This is a genomic window from Arthrobacter sp. MP_M4 (assembly GCF_035984855.1).
In the GTDB taxonomy this organism is placed as follows: domain Bacteria; phylum Actinomycetota; class Actinomycetes; order Actinomycetales; family Micrococcaceae; genus Arthrobacter.
Genome location: NZ_JAXCHX010000001.1, coordinates 146,694 through 164,279, shown reverse-complemented (window position 1 = coordinate 164,279; position 17,586 = coordinate 146,694). Strand labels below are relative to the sequence as shown.

17 protein-coding genes are annotated in these 17,586 nt (G+C 66.4%); 4 read left to right on the top strand and 13 right to left on the bottom strand.

All coding sequences use genetic code 11. The features are described from left to right. Positions 1-42: 42 nt before the first annotated feature. Positions 43-861 (top strand): HAD family hydrolase, encoded by an 819-nt coding sequence (locus RCH15_RS00805; RefSeq protein ID WP_326957073.1) that lies wholly within the window; start codon positions 43-45, stop codon positions 859-861. A gap of 127 nt (positions 862-988) precedes the next feature. Here RCH15_RS00805 and RCH15_RS00800 read toward each other — a convergent pair whose 3' ends face one another. The 4 genes from RCH15_RS00800 to RCH15_RS00785 all read right to left on the bottom strand — a co-directional run bounded on the left by RCH15_RS00800 (position 989) and on the right by RCH15_RS00785 (position 3,773). Beyond that, complete coding sequence (locus RCH15_RS00800; RefSeq protein WP_003792170.1) at positions 989-1,087, bottom strand: 30S ribosomal protein bS22; 99 nt, start codon at positions 1,085-1,087, stop codon at positions 989-991. Between the two features lie 197 nt (positions 1,088-1,284). Next, positions 1,285-1,497: a helix-turn-helix domain-containing protein gene (locus RCH15_RS00795; RefSeq protein ID WP_326957071.1), complete on the bottom strand. Its 213-nt coding sequence runs from the start codon at positions 1,495-1,497 to the stop codon at positions 1,285-1,287. A 184-nt stretch (positions 1,498-1,681) separates the two neighbouring features. After that, complete coding sequence (locus tag RCH15_RS00790; RefSeq protein WP_326957070.1) at positions 1,682-2,794, bottom strand: 3-deoxy-7-phosphoheptulonate synthase; 1,113 nt, start codon at positions 2,792-2,794, stop codon at positions 1,682-1,684. A gap of 289 nt (positions 2,795-3,083) precedes the next feature. Then, on the bottom strand, positions 3,084-3,773 hold the full coding sequence (locus RCH15_RS00785; protein WP_326957068.1) for a FadR/GntR family transcriptional regulator: 690 nt from the start codon (positions 3,771-3,773) through the stop codon (positions 3,084-3,086). Between the two features lie 114 nt (positions 3,774-3,887). On the opposite strand from RCH15_RS00785, the gene RCH15_RS00780 reads away from it, so the two are divergent. Further along, positions 3,888-5,216 (top strand): alpha-hydroxy acid oxidase, encoded by a 1,329-nt coding sequence (locus tag RCH15_RS00780; protein ID WP_326957066.1) that lies wholly within the window; start codon positions 3,888-3,890, stop codon positions 5,214-5,216. An 86-nt stretch (positions 5,217-5,302) separates the two neighbouring features. Here RCH15_RS00780 and RCH15_RS00775 read toward each other — a convergent pair whose 3' ends face one another. Continuing rightward, positions 5,303-5,998, bottom strand: coding sequence for an ArsR/SmtB family transcription factor (locus RCH15_RS00775; RefSeq protein WP_326957064.1), 696 nt, complete (start codon positions 5,996-5,998; stop codon positions 5,303-5,305). Between the two features lie 91 nt (positions 5,999-6,089). Beyond that, a complete protein-coding gene (locus tag RCH15_RS00770) occupies positions 6,090-7,313 on the bottom strand; it encodes an acetoin utilization protein AcuC (RefSeq protein ID WP_326957063.1) in 1,224 nt (407 codons plus the stop codon). A 104-nt stretch (positions 7,314-7,417) separates the two neighbouring features. Between RCH15_RS00770 and RCH15_RS00765 the strand changes: the two genes are divergently transcribed. After that, on the top strand, positions 7,418-8,851 hold the full coding sequence (locus tag RCH15_RS00765; protein ID WP_326957061.1) for a TrkH family potassium uptake protein: 1,434 nt from the start codon (positions 7,418-7,420) through the stop codon (positions 8,849-8,851). A 40-nt stretch (positions 8,852-8,891) separates the two neighbouring features. Then, positions 8,892-9,530 (top strand): potassium channel family protein, encoded by a 639-nt coding sequence (locus tag RCH15_RS00760; protein ID WP_409016866.1) that lies wholly within the window; start codon positions 8,892-8,894, stop codon positions 9,528-9,530. Between the two features lie 101 nt (positions 9,531-9,631). Here the strand turns inward: RCH15_RS00760 and RCH15_RS00755 are convergent, their stop codons facing one another. From RCH15_RS00755 to topA, 7 genes are all read right to left on the bottom strand, one after another. Beyond that, entirely contained in the window at positions 9,632-10,216 is a 585-nt protein-coding gene (locus RCH15_RS00755) for an HhH-GPD-type base excision DNA repair protein (protein ID WP_326957057.1), read from the bottom strand. Between the two features lie 68 nt (positions 10,217-10,284). After that, positions 10,285-11,118: a pyrroline-5-carboxylate reductase gene (gene proC / locus RCH15_RS00750; protein WP_326957055.1), complete on the bottom strand. Its 834-nt coding sequence runs from the start codon at positions 11,116-11,118 to the stop codon at positions 10,285-10,287. A 240-nt stretch (positions 11,119-11,358) separates the two neighbouring features. After that, positions 11,359-12,693, bottom strand: a complete 1,335-nt coding sequence (locus tag RCH15_RS00745; RefSeq protein ID WP_409016856.1) for an RNA polymerase sigma factor — start codon at positions 12,691-12,693, stop codon at positions 11,359-11,361. Positions 12,694-12,705: 12 nt separating this feature from the next. Further along, the gene (locus tag RCH15_RS00740; protein WP_326957053.1) at positions 12,706-13,047 is read right to left on the bottom strand and encodes a YciI family protein; all 342 of its coding nucleotides are present in this window, start codon (positions 13,045-13,047) and stop codon (positions 12,706-12,708) included. Between the two features lie 43 nt (positions 13,048-13,090). Next, positions 13,091-14,122, bottom strand: coding sequence for a Ppx/GppA phosphatase family protein (locus RCH15_RS00735; RefSeq protein ID WP_326957051.1), 1,032 nt, complete (start codon positions 14,120-14,122; stop codon positions 13,091-13,093). A 63-nt stretch (positions 14,123-14,185) separates the two neighbouring features. Beyond that, positions 14,186-14,635 (bottom strand): SseB family protein, encoded by a 450-nt coding sequence (locus RCH15_RS00730; RefSeq protein WP_326957048.1) that lies wholly within the window; start codon positions 14,633-14,635, stop codon positions 14,186-14,188. A gap of 51 nt (positions 14,636-14,686) precedes the next feature. Continuing rightward, a complete protein-coding gene (gene topA / locus RCH15_RS00725) occupies positions 14,687-17,416 on the bottom strand; it encodes a type I DNA topoisomerase (protein WP_326957046.1) in 2,730 nt (909 codons plus the stop codon). Positions 17,417-17,586: the final 170 nt, after the last annotated feature.

The following is a 17,586-nucleotide window of genomic DNA, read 5'->3' as shown; positions in this document are numbered from 1 at the left end:
CAGGAAGACGGGACCGGCTCCGGTGTTGACTAGACTCGTGGCATGTCCGAAGAGAAGTACGCCGCCGTGGCCACAGAACCCGCTGCGGCACAGCAGCACGGCGAGGCCGCGTTCTTCGACGTCGACAACACCCTCATGCGGGGGGCCAGCCTGTTCCATGTAGCCCGCAAAATGCACCAGCGCGGCGCGTTCACCATTCCTCAGGCAGCCGGCTTCGCCTGGAAACAGCTCATGTTCGTACTGCGCGGCGAGAACATGGATGATGTCCATGCGGTCCGCGACGCCGCCCTCGTGCTCGCGTCCGGCATAACCGTTGCGGACATCGAGGCACTCGGCGAAGAAGTCTATGACGAGATGATTGAGTCCCGCATCTGGCCCGGGGCCAAGGCGCTGGCCGAGCAGCACCTGCGCGTGGGCCGGAAGGTCTGGCTCGTGACTGCCACTCCGATCGAGGTGGCCACGGTCATTTCCACCAGGCTGGGACTCACCGGCGCCCTCGGCACGGTGGGGGAGGTTCTGGACGGGTCCTACACGGGACGGCTGGTAGGCGAGATCCTGCATGGCCCCGCCAAAGCTGTAGCCGTTGCCGCCGTCGCCGAGGCTGAGGGGCTGGACCTGGCGCGGTGCTGGGCGTACAGCGATTCGCACAACGACGTTCCGCTGTTGAGCATGGTGGGGCATCCGGTGGCCATCAATCCCGACGGCCGGCTCCGCCGCCATGCCCGTGAGCATAACTGGCCGGTCTACGACTTCCGCTCCGGACGGCGCGCGGCCACTCTGGGCCTCAAGGCCGCGACGGTCGGCGGTGCCGTCTACGGCCTTTGGCGGGGCTTCTCCCGCTTCCGCGGCCCCACGGCCTGAACCTCCGCCGCCGAACCTCGCGCTGACCGCGCTAGCCATCTTGCCGAGTGCGGTGCCGGCACGAAAACGGCAAAGAAAATGCCCGCCGCCGGAAAGGCAACGGGCATTTAGGTGATGCGAAGTATCTCTACTTCTTATTGCGACGCTGGTGGCGCGTCTTGCGAAGCAGCTTGCGGTGCTTCTTCTTGGCCATACGCTTGCGACGCTTCTTAATAACTGAACCCACGAAAGTTCCTTACCGGCTAGATGCAGTACCTGCCTGTTGGAAAGTGTCCGCGGGCTAAGCAGCAGACGGTACAACGGACAGGTTCTTACAATGACGTAAAACGTTCCTTAACAGGGTACCGCCTCTCGGGGCCACACCACGACCGCGGGCCGGGGCGGGAGCCTCAATCCTGCGATGCGGACGCGGAAAGCCGCGAATCAGGCTGTTTCCGTGCGCCCGTCCACAACAGCACCTTTGAGATACTGCTCGACGGCGGCTTCCGGAACCCGGTAAGAGCGCCCGAAACGGACCGCCGGCATCTCGCCTGAGTGGACCAGACGGTACACGGTCATTTTCGACACGCGCATTACGTCCGCGACTTCAGCCACGGTCAAGAAGCGCGCGTTGGAGAAATTAGCCTCCGGAGACATTTCCTTATTCCTTTACTCAAGCGAGCGGCAGCCTCATCTGAACGACATGGCGGTGTGCCGATGCTGAGTCATCAAACAACCATGTGCTCACACTCTAGGGGCTCATGATGCCAATGTGAAAGAGGCACCCGGGAGTGTCCGGAACGGGCCGCTGAATTCCGCTCCGCCGGGCTTAATCGGGGGACTAACCCCGGGTTCGGCGGATGCGCGCGGACCCCGCCAGCTGGTCCAGAACGGAGGCTGTGACATCCCAGTCCATGCAGGCGTCCGTAACGCTCTGGCCGTAGACAAGGCCAGAGGTTCCGGCTGCATGCTCCGCGATGTCCAGGTTTTGGGCACCGCCCAGGAGAAAGCTTTCCAGCATGACGCCGGCGATGGCTCCCGCCGAGGTGCCGCCGGCCTCCAACTGGGCACCGATTTCGAGGGCAACTTCTGCCTGGCGGTAATGGTTCTTGCCGCTGTTGGCGTGGCTTGCATCAACGATCAGCCGCGGGTTTTGTCGGTGGGCGTCGAGCTTGGCAGCGGCGGCCTGCACATCGGCGGCGGAGAAGTTGGGCCCGACGCGTCCGCCGCGAAGGATGATGTGGGTGTCGGGGTTCCCGGCGGTTGAGACCAGCGCGGCCCTGCCCTCCCCGTCGATTCCCAGGAATGCCTGGGGAGCCCCAGCAGCGCTGCACGCGTCAAGCGCGACTTGCAGGCCGCCGTCGGTCCCGTTCTTGAAGCCAACCGGCATGGACAGGCCGGAGGCCAGCTGGCGGTGAATCTGGCTTTCCGTCGTGCGGGCACCGATGGCTCCCCAGGACACGAGGTCCGCCATGTACTGCGGGCTGACGGGCTCCAGGAACTCCGTTCCGGCGGGCAGCCCCAAGGCGGTGACCTGCCGCAGGAAGCTGCGCGCGGCGCGCAGGCCGGCGGCAATGTCGTGGCTGCCGTCCAGATGCGGGTCGTTGATCAGGCCTTTCCAGCCCACGGTGGTGCGGGGCTTCTCGAAGTAGGCCCGCATCACGATCAGCAGGTCTTCCCTGTGCTTCTCGGCCTGGCTGACCAGCCGCCCCGCATATTCCAGCCCGGCCTTGGGGTCGTGGATCGAGCAGGGTCCGACTATCACGAGCAGGCGGTCATCGACGCCGTCCATGATGGCGCGGACCTCGTCCCGGCCCCGGGCCACCACCTCGGTCTGGCCGGCGTCCAGCGGCAGTTCCACGGCGATCTCGCCGGGGGTGGGCAGCGGCGTGAACTCGCTGACGCGCAGGTTCGCTGTGGACTGCCGGGGTTCGGGGGCTGTTTCGATGCTCATGGGGGTCCTGTTCCGGGATGGGAGCGGGCCCTGATCAGAACCCGCCGGGAAATGGCGAAGGGCAAAGAGTGATCTCTGCCCTGTTGGCTCTGATGGAAGGCTGGATGCGTGTCAGTTAGACGCGGGCCCCTCCAGAGCCAACGAACAATACGCATACCAACGGTTAGTCATGGTCCGACGTTAGCCCGGCGGTTACCGGCCCGGCAAAATCCGGGGCGTAACAATTCTGTCCTGGGTTGGAGGCCCGTCGGGTGACGGGCGGCGGATCAGCCGCCCCGCAGGCGTTCGGTCAGGCGGCAGGGCCCACGCCGGCCTCCGCGTAATAGCCCTCGATGTGGTCCGCGACGAGCTGCGCTGCGCGCCCGCCGTCCCCGCCCGTGATGGCGGCCAGGATGCGCCGGTGTTCGGCGCGAAGCCGGGCCGCGGTGGCGTCCCAGTCCGGAAGGTTGCCGGTCAGCCTGCCGGCGTAGTCCTGGATGGCCTCGCGGAGGGAGCCCATCATGGCACTGACCACGGCGTTGCCCGCAGCGTCAGCCAGCGCGACGTGGAAGCGGACATCGAGGGCCAGGAATGCCTCCGTCCCGGCGCAGTTCTCCATCTGCTCCAACAGCCGGGCCGCCTCGGCGAGCGCCGGCGATTCCGGGCTGGCCCGGGACGCCGCCCAGGATTCGAGCAGCACGCGGGTTTCCACGATGTCTTTGACGGGCAGATGCGAGGTGGCGACGTGCAGCCGAAGTGCGGAGCCAAGCGCCGCGGTCGGGTCGGCGATCACCACCGTCCCCGCCTCCGGACCCGACCCCACCCCGGCCCGGAGCACACCCATGGCTTCGAGGACCCGGATGGCCTCGCGGACAGACGTCCGGGAAACCTGCAGCTGCTCGGCGAGGGTGCGTTCGGCCGGGAGCCGGCCCCCCAAGACCAGCAGGCCGCTGGAGAGCTGGCCCTCTATCCACTGCAGGACAAGCTGGTGGGTGCGCATGCCTCAATGGTACTTGATGTGGTTGGACCACAGGCCTAGACTGTGGTTGGACCACATCCGGATATGATCTCCAGCCGCGTATCCCGGAACCTGAACCACTCCCCGGAGGCAGCAATGACGCAGACCATCGAACCCGGCAACCCCGAGGCCCCCACGCAACCGCAGGACACCGGTGCAGGCAGCCGGCCCGCCGCGGCCATGGCGGGAATTGTTCCTGCGGCCCTGAAGCGCCGGGTGCCCAAGTACTCGGACCTCGCCCCGTTGATGCAGTTCAAGAAGCCCGAGTTCAGCCGGACCGCCAGGCTGCGCCAGGCCAGCACCATCTGGGATCTCCGCGACGTGGCCAAGCGCCGGACCCCGCAGGCACCGTTCGATTACACCGACGGCGCGGCCGAAGCCGAGATCACCCTGCACCGCGCACGCCAGGCGTTCCTGGATATCGAGTTCCGCCCGGGCGTCCTGCGCGACGTCTCCCGGGTGGACCTGGGCACGCAGATCCTTGGCAGGCCCTCCCGGCTGCCGGTAGGCATCGCCCCAACGGGCTTCACCCGGATGATGCAGTCCGAGGGTGAGTACGCCGGGTCCCAGGCGGCGGCCGCCGCCGGCATCCCGTACACGCTTTCCACGATGGGCACGGCCTCCATCGAGGACGTCGCCGCGGCCGCACCGGATGGCCGGAACTGGTTCCAGCTCTACCTGTGGACGGACCGGGACCGCTCGCTGGAGCTGATCGAACGCGCGGCCAAAGCGGGCAATGACACCCTCATGGTCACCGTCGACACCGCCGTCGCCGGAGCCCGGCTTCGAGACGTCCGCAACGGTATGACCATTCCCCCGGCCCTGACGCTCAAGACGGTTCTGGACGCCTCCTACCGGCCCGCGTGGTGGTTTAACTTCCTCACCCACGAACCCCTCACTTTCGCCTCGCTCTCGCGCTACACCGGGACCGTGGCGGACCTCATCAACTCCATGTTCGATCCGACCCTGACCTTCGATGACCTGGACTGGCTGCGCGAGACCTGGAAGGGCAATCTCGTTGTGAAGGGCATCCAGACTGTTGAGGATGCCCGCAAAGTTGTGGACCACGGCGCGGACGGCGTCGTGCTGTCCAACCACGGCGGCCGCCAACTGGACCGCGCCCCGATCCCGTTCCACCTGCTCCCGGATGTCTCCGCCGCCCTCAAGGCAGACAACAGCGACGCGGCGATCATCCTGGACACCGGGATTATGAGCGGCGCGGACATCATCGCCGCCCTGGCCCTGGGCGCGGACTTTACGATGATCGGCCGTGCGTACCTCTACGGACTGATGGCCGGCGGACGGGCGGGCGTGGACCGCGCCATCGGGATCCTGGAAACGGACATGCTCCGCACCATGGCCCTGCTGGGCGTTAGCCGGATTGCGGATCTGACCCCCGACCACGTGCGGTTGCTCAAAAAGTAGCGCGCCTGTCCGCGAGTGTGCATCCGCGGCAATGTTTCGCCGCAACATTGCCGCGAATGCACACTAGGTGGGCGGTGGGGACCGGGCTACTTTTTGCGGCCGAATTTCGGCAGATTGGCCAACAGATCGGCGGCCTTGGTCGCGGCCCGGCCGACGGTCCGGCCAATCTGCTGCGGCATTTTGTCCTCGCCCGCGGTGCCGACCGGAAGCACGACGGCGGGGCTCAGCGGGCTCCCGGCGGGGCGGCCGGCAAGGGCGGCGGCAGGGCTCAGCGGGCTCCCGGCGGGACGGCCGGCCAAAGCGCCGGCAGGCTGCGGCGCGGGGGCTGTACTGGTAGGTGCAGTACTCGTGGGTGCAGTACTCGTGGGTGCCGTACCGGTTGATGCCGTGCCGGTTGATGCAGTGCCGGTTGATGCAGTGCCGGCGGCTGCGGCCGGGGCTCCCGGGACCGGCTGGAGCCGGGGTTCCGGTGGCCGCGCTGGCGAGGGTTCGGCGGCGGTTGCGGCGGCTGCCGAGGCGGCGCCGACGTCGAACGTCTCCAGCCAGCTGACAATCCCGGCGAGCGGCTTGGGGTTGAGCGTGTAGTAGCGCTTCTGGCCCTGGGCGCGCATACTCACCAGGTCCGCTTCGCGGAGCACTTTCAGGTGCTTGGAGATGGTGGGCTGGCTCGCCTCGAGCTCCTGGACCAGTTCCCCCACCGCTTTGTCCCCTTCGCGGAGGGAGACCAGAATGTCACGCCGCGTTGCCTCAGCAATGACGGCAAATACGTCGTCTGTCACCATGCCCTCCACACTAGCGACATATACGCCGGATGGCATCCGCCAGTTGGGGTCCGGGGCCGGGCCGGAGCCCGGCCCCGGAAAACCCCGGGCATCAGTCGAACCAGGGGTCCAGCCCGTAGAGCGGGAACACTTCCTTGCGGGTGGCCATGACTGTCCGGTCCACGTCGTCGTTCGGATCGAACCCGACCTCCCAGGAGCGCCACCAGAGATCGACGTCGTCGCCCATCATCTCCGGAGCGGCGACACCGTATTTGGCCCCGTATTTTTCCTTTACATAGCTGCGCCAGTCCTCCGGCACGGGGGTCCGCAGCGGGACGGGGCGCCCTGCCGCAATGGCGATCAGGTGGCTCCAGGCGCGGGGCACCACGGTGATGACGTTGTAGCCCCCGCCGCCGGTGGAGATCCAGCGGTTGTCACAGTAGCGGGCGGCGAGGTTGCCGATCGCCGTGGCGGCTTCGCGCTGGCCGTCGACACTGATATTGAGGTGGGTGAGCGGGTCCAGCCGATGGGAGTCGCAGCCGTGCTGGCTCACGATGATTTCCGGTTCGAAGGCGCCCACGAGCTGCGGCACGACGGCATGGAAGGCCCGGAGCCAGCCGCCGTCGCCTGTGCCGGCCGGAAGTGCGACGTTCACGGCGCTGCCCTGGGCGTTGGGTCCGCCGATCTCATTGGCGAAGCCCGTGCCGGGGAACAGTGTCAGTCCCGTCTCGTGCAGTGAAATCGTGAGGACGCGCGGATCATCCCAAAAGATACTTTGCGTGCCGTCGCCGTGGTGGGCGTCGATATCGATGTAGACAACGCGTTGCGTGCCGCCGTCGAGCAGCCGCTGGATCGCTAGGGCCGCGTCGTTGTAGATGCAGAAACCGCTTGCCCGGTCGCGCGCCGCATGGTGCATGCCCCCGCCGAAATTCACGGCCCGGACGGCGCTGCCGTCCAGAATGGCAGCGGCGGCCAGGAGGGAGGCACCGGCCAGCCGGGCGCTGGCCTCGTGCATGCCGGCGAAGGCCGGATCATCCTCGGTGCCGAGCCCGCGTTCCATATCCGGGGTTTCGGGATCCGCACTCACCCGCCGCACGGCAGCGACGAACTCGGGGCTGTGGACGGTACCCAGTTCCGCGTCGCTGGCCACCTCCGGGGCGGAGACGGTGACATGGTCCAGGTCCAGCAGGCCAAGGCTGCCAGCGAGCTTGGCGGTGAGTTCCATCCGCTCCGGGGCCATCGGGTGGCTATGGCCAAAGTTGTAGGCTGTCATGGCAGGATCCCACACCACCGTCGTTGGCAGTGCGGACTGTGCGAGGCCCGGCAGATATGTCATCAATCACAGGCTACCTGAGCGTGGGGCCCTACTCCCCCGTCATTGCGCGGGGTTTAGTGGTTTACTACTGAAGGAAGCAGTTTCAAGCGAGGATAAGCCCACACATGACGCAGAGCCAGTCGAGGTCCAAGAGCCCGGCCAACTGGCACCCCGGGACTCCGGAGCGGGACGGCCTGTGGATCTTCACACGCGTCCGCGACTTCATCGACAACATCGCCAATACGTCCCCGGCACGGCTGGCACTATCCGCCTTCGGCGTGGTGATCCTGATTTTCACCACCCTGCTGTCCTTGCCGGTCTCCTCTGCGACCGGGGATGCCACCCCGCTGCACCAGGCCATGTTCACCGCCGTGTCCGCCGTCTGTGTCACCGGCCTGACAGTGGTGTCCACCGCTGCGCACTGGTCCTTCTTCGGCCAGCTTGTGATCCTGGTCGGCATCTTTGTGGGCGGTCTGGGCACCCTGACGCTGGCCTCGCTGCTGGCCCTCATGGTCAGTAAGAAGCTCGGCGTCCGCGGCAAGCTCATCGCGCAGGAGGCGATGAACAGCGCCGGCCGCCTCGGAGAGGTCGGCACCTTGCTGCGGATCGTCATCGTGACCTCCGTAGCGATTGAGGCCGCCTTGGCCCTGGCGCTGATCCCCCGGTTCCTGAGCCTGGGCGAAAGCTTCGGCCAGTCTGTCTGGCACGGTGCCTTTTATGCGATTTCGGCGTTTAACAACGCCGGTTTCACCCCGCACTCGGACGGCATCGTGCCCTACGAGACGGACCTGTGGATCCTCGTGCCGCTGATGCTCGGCGTCTTCCTCGGCAGCCTGGGCTTCCCCGTGGTGATGGTCCTTCAGCAGAACGGCCTCAACTGGAAGAAATGGAACCTGCACACCAAGCTGACCATCCAGGTCTCTTTGATCCTCCTCGTCGCCGGCACCCTGCTGTGGGGGCTGATGGAGTGGGACAACCTGAGAACCATTGGCGGGATGAACACGGCAGATAAAGTCATTCACTCGCTGTTCGCGTCCGTGATGACCCGGTCCGGCGGCTTCAACCTGGTGGACCAGAACCACATGGACTCCACCACCATGCTGCTCACCGATGCCCTCATGTTTGCCGGCGGCGGTTCGGCGTCGACGGCCGGCGGCATCAAAGTGACCACCATCGCCGTGATGTTCCTGGCCATCATCGCCGAGGCCCGCGGTGATTCCGACGTGAAAGTCTATGGCCGCACCATCCCGCAGGGAACCATGCGGGTGGCCATCTCGGTCATCGTCGCCGGGGCCACGCTGGTGGCGGTGTCGGCGATGCTGCTGCTCCACATCAGCAACGCGTCCCTGGACCGGGTGCTTTTCGAGACCATTTCCGCGTTCGCCACGGTGGGCCTCAGCACCAACCTCAGTGCCGAGCTTCCGCCGTCCGGCGTCTACGTCCTCACCGCCCTCATGTTTGCCGGGCGCGTCGGGACCGTCACCCTTGCTGCTGCCCTGGCCCTCCGCCAGCGCAGCCAGCTGTTCCACTACCCGGAAGAGAGACCGATCATTGGCTAGTTCCTCAGGCGCCGTCAACCGTCCCGCCCACAACGCACCCGTGCTGGTAGTGGGGCTGGGGCGTTTCGGCGCCTCCACCGCAGAGCAACTGGTCAAACAGGGCCGGGAAGTGCTGGCGATCGAACGCGACCGGAATCTCGTGCAGAAATGGTCCGGTGTCCTGACGCACGTCGTTGAGGCCGACGCCACCAACATCGACGCCCTCCGCCAGCTCGGCGCCCAGGAATTCAGCTCCGCCGTGGTGGGGGTGGGCACCTCAATTGAGTCCTCGGTGCTGATTACCGTGAACCTGGTGGACCTCGGCATCGAACACCTGTGGGTCAAGGCCATAACCCCCTCGCACGGCAAGATCCTCACCCGGATCGGCGCCAACCACGTGATCTACCCGGAGGCCGACGCCGGTGTCCGCGCCGCGCACCTGGTCTCCGGCCGCATGCTGGATTTCATCGAGTTCGACGACGATTTCGCCATCGTAAAAATGTATCCGCCGCGCGAGACCGTCGGCTTCACCCTCGAGGAGTCCAAGGTCCGCTCCAAGTACGGCGTCACAATTGTGGGCGTGAAGTCACCGGGTGAGGACTTCACCTACGCCCGGCCGGAGACAAAGGTTTCGGCGCGGGACATGCTCATCGTTTCCGGCCACGTGGACCTGCTGGAGCGGTTCGCCGCCCGGCCATAACCGCCCGGCCGGCCCGTTCTGGTCGCCCCTTTCTGGTCGCCCGGCCGCGACTCTAAGCGGAGCGGCTGGAAGCGGGATATCCGGCCCCGGCTACGGCTCGGTCAGGGCCCGGCGGTTTTCGCAGCCTTCGCGGCGGCCTTAGCCGCCTGTTTACTGGCCCGCACCTTGCTCAGCGACTCAGGATCCACGATGTCAGCGACGGACAGGAAAGCATCCTCCTGGCCATAGTGGCCGGCGGCCTCGCGCCAGCCCTCGGCCTGGAGACCGCACCTCTTCCCCAGCAGCGCCAGAAAGATCTTCGCCTTCTGCTCGCCAAAACCCGGCAGCGCCTTGAGCCGGCGCAGCACTTCCTTCCCGTCGGGGTTACCCTGCGTCCAGATGGCAGTGGCGTCACCGTTCCAGTCGTTGTGCACGGTCTCAGCCAGGGATTGGACGCGGCCGGCCATTGATCCGGGGAACCGGTGCACGGCGGGCCGCTCTTTGAACATCTCCACGAATTCTTGCGGATCGTAACCGGCGATCGCCGCCGGATCCATGGATCCGATCCGCGTCCGGATTTTCTCGGGACCGGCAAAAGCCGATTCCATGGTCACCTGTTGGTCAAGCAGCATGCCGGTGAGCAGGGCAAACGCGTCGTCGCTGAGGAGTTTGTCCGCCGCGGGATCCCCTGTGATGTGAAGTTCCATGGATCCCATCCTGCCACCCGGTCCGGTTTGCGTCATGGGTATCGTCACGGGTTGCGCCGAGCGTGCCGTTAGCCGAGCTGCTTGGTGATTTCCGCGGCGCGTTCGGCGGCGGCGCGGGCACCCTCGGCGATGATCGCAGGGAGCCTGCGCGAGTCGAAGGTGGCAATGGCGCGTTCGGTGGTGCCGTTGGGGCTGGTGACCGCCTTGCGCAGCACCGCCGGGTCCGCGCCCGGCTCGGCCAGCATGAAGCCCGCGCCTGCGACCGTTTCGCGGGCGATCCGCAGCGAGAGTTCAGGGTCCAGCCCCAGGGCCACGCCGGCGTCGGCCATGGCTTCAGCGAGGTAAAACGCGTAGGCCGGGCCTGAGCCGCTGATTGCGGACAGCGCGTCGACCTGGTGCTCGGGAATCTCCACCACGGTGCCGGCAGCGGCCAGGATGTCCTTGGCCTGCTGCAGTTGGGCCGGGGAACAGTGTGTGCCCGGGGACACGGAAACGACGCCGCGGCCCAGCTTCGCCGGCGTGTTGGGCATGGTACGGATGACGGGCTGGCCGGCCGGCAGGGCCGCTTCGAGTTGCCCCAGCGAAACAGCGGCGGCGACACTGATGACGATGGTGTCCGGCGCCAGCGAACCGGCGATCTCACGTGCCAGGTCCGTGATACCCACGGGTTTGACGCCCAGGATCACGACGTCGGCGCCGGTGGCGGCCTGCTTGTTGTTCTCCGGCTCTTCCGCGCCGGCGATGGCCGTGATTCCATGATGGCGTTTGGCGAGTTCGTCTGCCCGTTCTGCACGGCGGACCGTGGCGACGATGTCCGCAGGGTCCGCACCCCCTGCGATCAGTCCGCCAAGAATGGCCTCGTTCATTGATCCACAGCCCAGGAATGCAATTCGGTTGCTCATGCCTCCCATCATGGCAGTCCGGCCCGATTCACAGCCAGCTCACATCCTCAGGTCAGCGTCTTCACAAACTCCCGACCTAGTGTTGTTATTACCTCATTGAGGGTGCGAGTGATGCAGCAGGCATGCGGATGCCTGCCCGGTACCGGTCGTCTGCAGCGGGTTTCCCCCATTTTCCCGCAGCTGACGGCCGGTGCCTTCGCCGTTGATTGACGCTCCCCCGTCCCCGCTCCGGCGTCCCCCTCAGCCCGGCTGCTGGTGGAGTGCATCCTGGCCGGGCGCAGCCGGATCCGGTGCGATGGTGCGCCGGCGTGCTGCCAGGAACATCCGGTCGGAGTCATTCCCGGCCAAGTCCAACGCGGCAGTGTAGGCCGCAGCAGCTTCCTCCCGGCGGCCCAGGCGAAGCAGGAAGTCAGCCCGGACGGCGTGGAACAGGTAGTAGCTGTCCAGCTTGAGGGCGTCGACAAGGGCCAGAGCAGGGTCCGGACCGTCTACTTCAGCCAGCGCCACCGCCCGGTTGAGAGCCACCACCGGCCCCGGCGCGGCGTCCAGGAGGCGGTCATAGAGCCGGAGGACCTGGCGCCAGTCCGTCGCTGCGGCGTCGAAAGCGTCACTGTGGACTGCGCTGATGGCCGCCTGGAGCTGATAGGGGCCGGGCTGGTTCCGGCGCAGACATGCGCGCACCATCTCCTGGCCTTCTGCAAGCAGTGCACGGTCCCACAGGCGGCGGTCCTGATCCGCCAGCAGCACGGGCATGCCGCCGGCTGCCCGTGCTGGTCTCCGCCCTTCAGTCAACAGCATCAGGGCCAGCAGTCCCTGCACCTCGGGTTCGTCCGGCATGAGCGCTGCGAGCATCCGGCCCAGCCTGACCGCTTCGTGGCAGAGGTCCTCCCGCAGCAGAGCCCCGCCGGAGCTGGAACTGTAGCCCTCGTTGAAGATCAGGTAGATGACTGTGAGCACCGGCGGCAGCCGCTGCGGGAGTTCGGCGCCGCGCGGCACCCGGTAGGGAATGGCGGCGTCCCGGACCTTTGCTTTGGCCCGCACCAGACGCTGGGCCATCGTGGGTTCGGGCACCAGGAAGGCGTGGGCGATTTCCGCCGTCGTGAGGCCACCGAGCAACCGCAGCGTCAGTGCCACTTGGACGTTGGCGGCCAAGGCCGGATGGCAGCAAGTGAAGATCAGCCGCAACCGGTCATCATCCACGGTGGCTTCCCCTTCGAAAGCTGCGAGAACGTGTTCTTCAGGCGTCGGCGCTGCCGGGGAGCGGCCGGCGTGCAGCGCCGCGGCCTGGCGCTGTTTGTCTTCCCGGCCGGTCTCGCGGCGCAACCGATCAATCGCTTTGTTTTTGGCTGTGGTGAGAATCCAGCCCGCCGGGCTTGGCGGCAGGCCCGCCGCGGGCCACTGCGCCGCGGCGACGGTGAAGGCATCCTGGACGGCGTCCTCGGCGGCGTCCAGGTCACCGAGGACCCGGGTCAGGACGGCGACCGCCCGACCATACTCCTGCCGGAACACCCTCTCGATCTCCGTCGTCGGAACTTCGTCGGATGCCGGTACAGCTGGCGCGGCCATGCGGACCATGAGCGGTGGCACCTAGTGCTGGACGGGACGCACTTCGATCGGAAGGGTGGTGGCGCGCGCCATTCTTCCTGCCCAGCCCAGGGCGGCGTCCAGGTCCGGGGCGTCAATGACGGTGAACCCGCCGAGGTGTTCTTTCGCTTCGGCGAAAGGGCCATCGGTGATCAGCACCTCGGTGCCTTGGGTCCGCACCACGGTGGCGGTGTCCGTCGGGTGGAGCCCGGCGGTGAACACCCACGCCCCGGCGGCTTTCATGTCGCGGTTCAAGGCCTCAAGGTCGTGCAGAATGGGTGCCAGGATTTCCGGGGCCGGGGCCGGGCCGACGGGCTGGTAAACGCTGAGCAGGTATTGTGCCATGGTGCTGTCCTCCTGGGCATGGGGCCGGTCCTTTACCAGCCTCTCACCTATTAGACGATCGGCGTGTGCCCGGATCGACAGCGGGCTGGTCTGCGGCCTCCCTGACGCTGGCCTGGGCGACGAGCGGGGCCGGTTGGAGTGGGCCGTCGAAGATCAGCTGATCCAGTCGCCGGAGGATCAGACCCTCGCGCAGGGCCCACGGGCAAATTTCCATGCTGGGAAACTCAAACATTTCGAGGGCTGCTTCCGCAACGAGGGCACCTGCCAGGAGCTGGGGTGCACGGGCCTCGGAGACACCGGGGAGGTTCAACCGGTCCTCCACCTCCATGGCGGAGATTCGCTGCGCCCACAGGCCCAGGTCTATGGCATGCAGTTCCCGTTTGACGTAGGGCCCGGCGCCGCTCGGTGCCGCCCCGGCGATGCGGGCCAGCGAACGGAATGTCTTGGAAGTACCGGCCACGTGGTTTGCCTTGCGGAGTTTCGCGAACTCGCGCACGACTGGCTTGAGCGTACTCCTGATGTAACGACGGAGATCCTTGACGCTCTTGGCTGACGGCGGGTCGTCCTGCAGCCAGTCCCGCGTGAGCCTGCTGGCGCCGAGCGGAACGGAGGTCGCGAGCTCCGGGAGTTCGTCCTCGCCGTAGGCCATTTCGAAGGAACCGCCGCCGATGTCCAGGTTCAGGATGGATCCGGCGCCCCAGCCGTACCAGCGGCGGACGGCAAAGAACGTCATCGATGCCTCTTCGCTGCCGGTCAGTTCCCGAAGGGTCACCGTGGTCTCATCTTTGACCCGGGCCAGCACGTCCGCACCGTTGGTGGCCTCGCGGATCGCGGAAGTGCAGAACGCCAGCAGGTCCTCGGCTTTGTGCCGGGCGGCGAATTCCCAGGCCTCAAGAACGAACTCGATCAACTCATGCTGGCCGGCGTCGTTGATGCTGCCGTCGCTCTGAAGGTACTGCACGAGTGACAGCGGACGCTTGTGGGAGGCAAACGGCACCGGGCGAGCACCGGGATGGGCGTCCACAAGAAGGAGATGGACGGTGTTTGAGCCAATATCGAGGACGCCTAGACGCATAGGGCCATTATTCCCCCGGAGACGCGGCCCGCCTAACGGATCGGCAGCGTCCGGGGTTCCGCGCTAGAGCTGGCTTTCCTGCCCGGGGCCCTCTTCCGGCTCCTCGGCGGGCTTAAAATCACGGCGGATGTTGGCCACACCTTCCGGGTCGATCTCGAAGCCGAAAGCAGCTCCGGGGTTGATCACCATGCCGAGGTCGTCGCCGAGGTTCCCGAGAATCGCCGCACCCTGGGTACCAAGCACGTTGGGGGCGGCGGCCAAATACTGCTCGGTGACGCGGCTCGGGTGGGAGAACACGGCAAGGACGGGCTTCCCGGCGGAGTTGGCCAGCACCAGGGGTTCCACCTGCGCATCGGCTCCCTCAAGCGCGTCAGAGCTGACGATGTAGACCTCGTTGTTGAGGAAGGCCAGGATGACGTCCACCGGGTCGGCATCCGGCTGCTCCCCCCGGGCCAGCTTCTCTTCGAGGTCATTCAACGGCTGGAGGTCCAAGTGATCGGGCTGTTCAGTCATGTTCCTACTCGATCACGTTGAGCCCGGGTCCGCAAACCCCGCACCGGAACGCTACTTCCTGGCAGCCGCCTTCTTCTTCGCCGGGGCCTTCCGGGCCGTCGGTGTGCGCTTGACCGGGCCCTTGGCGCGCTTCTCCGCGAGGAGCTCCACAGCCTGCTCCCGGGTGAGCTCCTCCAGCGAGGTGGAGCGCGGCACTGTGATGTTGGTGACGCCGTCGGTGATGTACGGGCCGAAGCGGCCTTCCTTCACCACGATGTTCTTCTCCGACACCGGATCCGGGCCGAATTCAGCCAGCGGCGGTACTGCCGCACGGGCGCCGCGCTGCTTCGGCTGGGAGTAGATTTCGAGGGCCTGCTCGAGCGTGATCGTGAAGATTTCCTCTTCCGAACCGATGGACCGGGAGTCCGTGCCCTTTTTCAGGTAAGGGCCGAAGCGGCCGTTCTGGACCGTGATCGGGTTCCCTTCGGCGTCCTGACCGAGCACCCGGGGCAGGCTCATGAGTTGCAGGGCCTCGTCCAGGGTGATGGTATCCACACTCATCGATGCGAACAATGACCCCGTACGCGGCTTGGCCTTCACAGGCTTTTTCGGCGGCTTGGGCTTGCCGTTCTTGTAGTACTCCACCGGCTGGTTGGCCAGCTGCTCCTCAGTCATTTCCGGAATGACCTCGGTGACATAAGCGCCGTAGCGGCCGTTCTTGGCCACCACAGTGTGACCGGTGTGCGGATCCGCTCCGAGCACGCGCTCCTCGGGGGCTGCGGTTTCCATCAGCTCGACAGCTTTCGCCGCCGTAAGCTCATCCGGGGCCAAATCCTCCGGGACGTTGGCGCGGGCGGCTTCCACCACTTCGCCGGTCTTCGGATCGACAGTGGGGATGGAGCTTTCCAGGTACGGGCCGAACTTTCCAACCCGCAACGTGATGCCGTCGGTGATGGGAATGGAGTTAATCTCCCGGGCGTCGATCTCGCCCAGGTTGTTGACGATGCTCAGCAGGCCGGGATCGGCGTCCTCGCCGAAGTAGAAGTGCTTGAGCCACGCCGGTCCGGCAGCCTGGCCGTTGGCGATTTTGTCGAGGTCCGCCTCCATGTCGGCGGTGAACTCGTAGTCGACGTAATCGTGGAAGTGCTGTTCGAGCAGGCGGATCACGGAGAACGCGATCCAGCTCGGGACCAGCGCGGAGCCCTGCTTCCGGACGTAGCCGCGGTCCTGGATCGTGGAAATCGTGGAGGCATAGGTGGACGGGCGGCCGATGCCCTTCTTTTCCAGCTCGGCTGTCAGCGACGCTTCCGTGAACCGCGGAGGCGGGGACGTCTCGTGGCCGATAGCGGCGATCTCCGAAGCGGTGAGCGCGTCACCGGCGGCCACGTTGGGCAGCCGGCGGGCTTCCTCGGAATCCTCGTCGCCCCGGCTTTCGTCCTTGCCTTCCTCGTAGGCGGCCAGGAAGCCGGGGAAGGTGATGACGGTGCCGGAGGCGGAGAATTCGGCGTCCCGGCCATCTGTTGCCAGGGCGCCCAAGCGGATGGTGGCCGTGGAACCCTTCGCGTCGCCCATCTGGGAGGCGACGGTGCGCTTCCAGATGAGTTCGTAGAGGCGGAACTCGTCGCCCGAGAGCTGCTTGGCCACCTGGGCCGGGGTGCGGAAGGAGTCACCGGCGGGGCGGATGGCCTCGTGGGCTTCCTGCGCGTTGGCCGCCTTCCCGCTGTAGACGCGCGGAGACGCGGGGACGTACTCGGGGCCGTACAACTCGGACGCCTGGCGCCTCGCGGCCGTGACAGCCTCATTGCTCAGCGCCGAGGAGTCCGTACGCATGTAGGTGATGTAACCGTTTTCATACAGCCGCTGGGCCACCTGCATGGTGCTCTTGGAAGAGAAGCGCAGTTTGCGGCCGGCCTCCTGCTGCAGGGTGGAGGTGGTGAACGGGGCTGCCGGCCGGCGGGTGTACGGCTTGGTGTCGACTGACCGGACCCGGAATTCCGCGTCCTGCAGACCCGCGGCGAGCGAGGTGGCGAGGTCCTCGTTGAGATGCACGGCGTTGCGTGAAGTGAGCACGCCGTTGTCGTTGAAGTCACGGCCGCTGGCGACTTTGGCGCCGTCGACCATGGCCAGCTTGGCTTTAAAGGAGCCGGACCCGGCAGCGAACTGGCCGGTCAGGTCCCAGTAGGAAGCAGCGTTGAAGGCCATCCGCTCTCGCTCGCGGTCCACCACCATGCGCGTCACCACAGACTGCACCCGGCCGGCGGAGAGCCCGCGGGCCACCTTGCGCCACAGCACCGGGGAGATCTCGTACCCGTACAGACGGTCCAGGACACGGCGGGTCTCCTGCGCATCCACGAGGTCCTGGTCCACATCGCGCAGGTTATCCATCGCGCGGTGGATGGCTTCCTTCGTGATTTCCCCGAAGGTCATCCGGTACACCGGCACCTTGGGCTTGAGCACTTCGAGCAGGTGCCAGGCGATGGCCTCGCCCTCGCGGTCCCCATCGGTTGCGAGATACAGGGCGTCGGCGTCCTTGAGCTGGGCCTTGAGCTCGGCCACCTTTTTCTTCTTGTCCGGGGACACCACATAGTAGGGCTTGAAGTCGTTGTCGATGTCGACGGCGAACTTGCCCACCGACGTCTTCTTCAGTTCCACCGGCAGTTCCGAGGGCTGCGGGAGGTCCCGGATGTGACCAATGGAGGCCTCCACAATGAACCCCTCGCCGAGGTACTTGGCGATGGTCTTGCTTTTGGCGGGAGACTCCACAATCACGAGTTTCTTACCGGTTTTGGCCTTGCTTGGCACGGTGCTCCTACAGAAAATGGTTGCTCGGGCAGATGCGCCCATACCCGCCTAGTTCACCATATTTTGCAGAATCCCGCGCATTCGGGCCCGAAATCGTGGCGACGGACCGCCCTCAGGGCGCGGTCCTGGACCGGGTGCCCTGCCGGTGGCGGACGCCGCCGCCGATGAGC

Bases quoted from the DNA above. Each gene is read 5' to 3' on its own strand.
- RCH15_RS00730 (WP_326957048.1), bottom strand. From the start codon at position 14,635: ATGACTGAACAGCCCGATCACTTGGACCTCCAGCCGTTGAATGACCTC.
- RCH15_RS00755 (WP_326957057.1), bottom strand. From the start codon at position 10,216: ATGGAACTTCACATCACAGGGGATCCCGCGGCGGACAAACTCCTCAGC.
- RCH15_RS00740 (WP_326957053.1), bottom strand. From the start codon at position 13,047: ATGGCACAATACCTGCTCAGCGTTTACCAGCCCGTCGGCCCGGCCCCG.
- RCH15_RS00785 (WP_326957068.1), bottom strand. From the start codon at position 3,773: ATGCGCACCCACCAGCTTGTCCTGCAGTGGATAGAGGGCCAGCTCTCC.
- RCH15_RS00770 (WP_326957063.1), bottom strand. From the start codon at position 7,313: ATGACATATCTGCCGGGCCTCGCACAGTCCGCACTGCCAACGACGGTG.
- RCH15_RS00735 (WP_326957051.1), bottom strand. From the start codon at position 14,122: ATGCGTCTAGGCGTCCTCGATATTGGCTCAAACACCGTCCATCTCCTT.
- RCH15_RS00745 (WP_409016856.1), bottom strand. From the start codon at position 12,693: ATGGTCCGCATGGCCGCGCCAGCTGTACCGGCATCCGACGAAGTTCCG.
- RCH15_RS00795 (WP_326957071.1), bottom strand. From the start codon at position 1,497: ATGTCTCCGGAGGCTAATTTCTCCAACGCGCGCTTCTTGACCGTGGCT.
- RCH15_RS00790 (WP_326957070.1), bottom strand. From the start codon at position 2,794: ATGAGCATCGAAACAGCCCCCGAACCCCGGCAGTCCACAGCGAACCTG.
- proC (WP_326957055.1), bottom strand. From the start codon at position 11,118: ATGAGCAACCGAATTGCATTCCTGGGCTGTGGATCAATGAACGAGGCC.
- RCH15_RS00805 (WP_326957073.1), top strand. From the start codon at position 43: ATGTCCGAAGAGAAGTACGCCGCCGTGGCCACAGAACCCGCTGCGGCA.
- RCH15_RS00780 (WP_326957066.1), top strand. From the start codon at position 3,888: ATGACGCAGACCATCGAACCCGGCAACCCCGAGGCCCCCACGCAACCG.
- RCH15_RS00765 (WP_326957061.1), top strand. From the start codon at position 7,418: ATGACGCAGAGCCAGTCGAGGTCCAAGAGCCCGGCCAACTGGCACCCC.
- RCH15_RS00775 (WP_326957064.1), bottom strand. From the start codon at position 5,998: ATGGTGACAGACGACGTATTTGCCGTCATTGCTGAGGCAACGCGGCGT.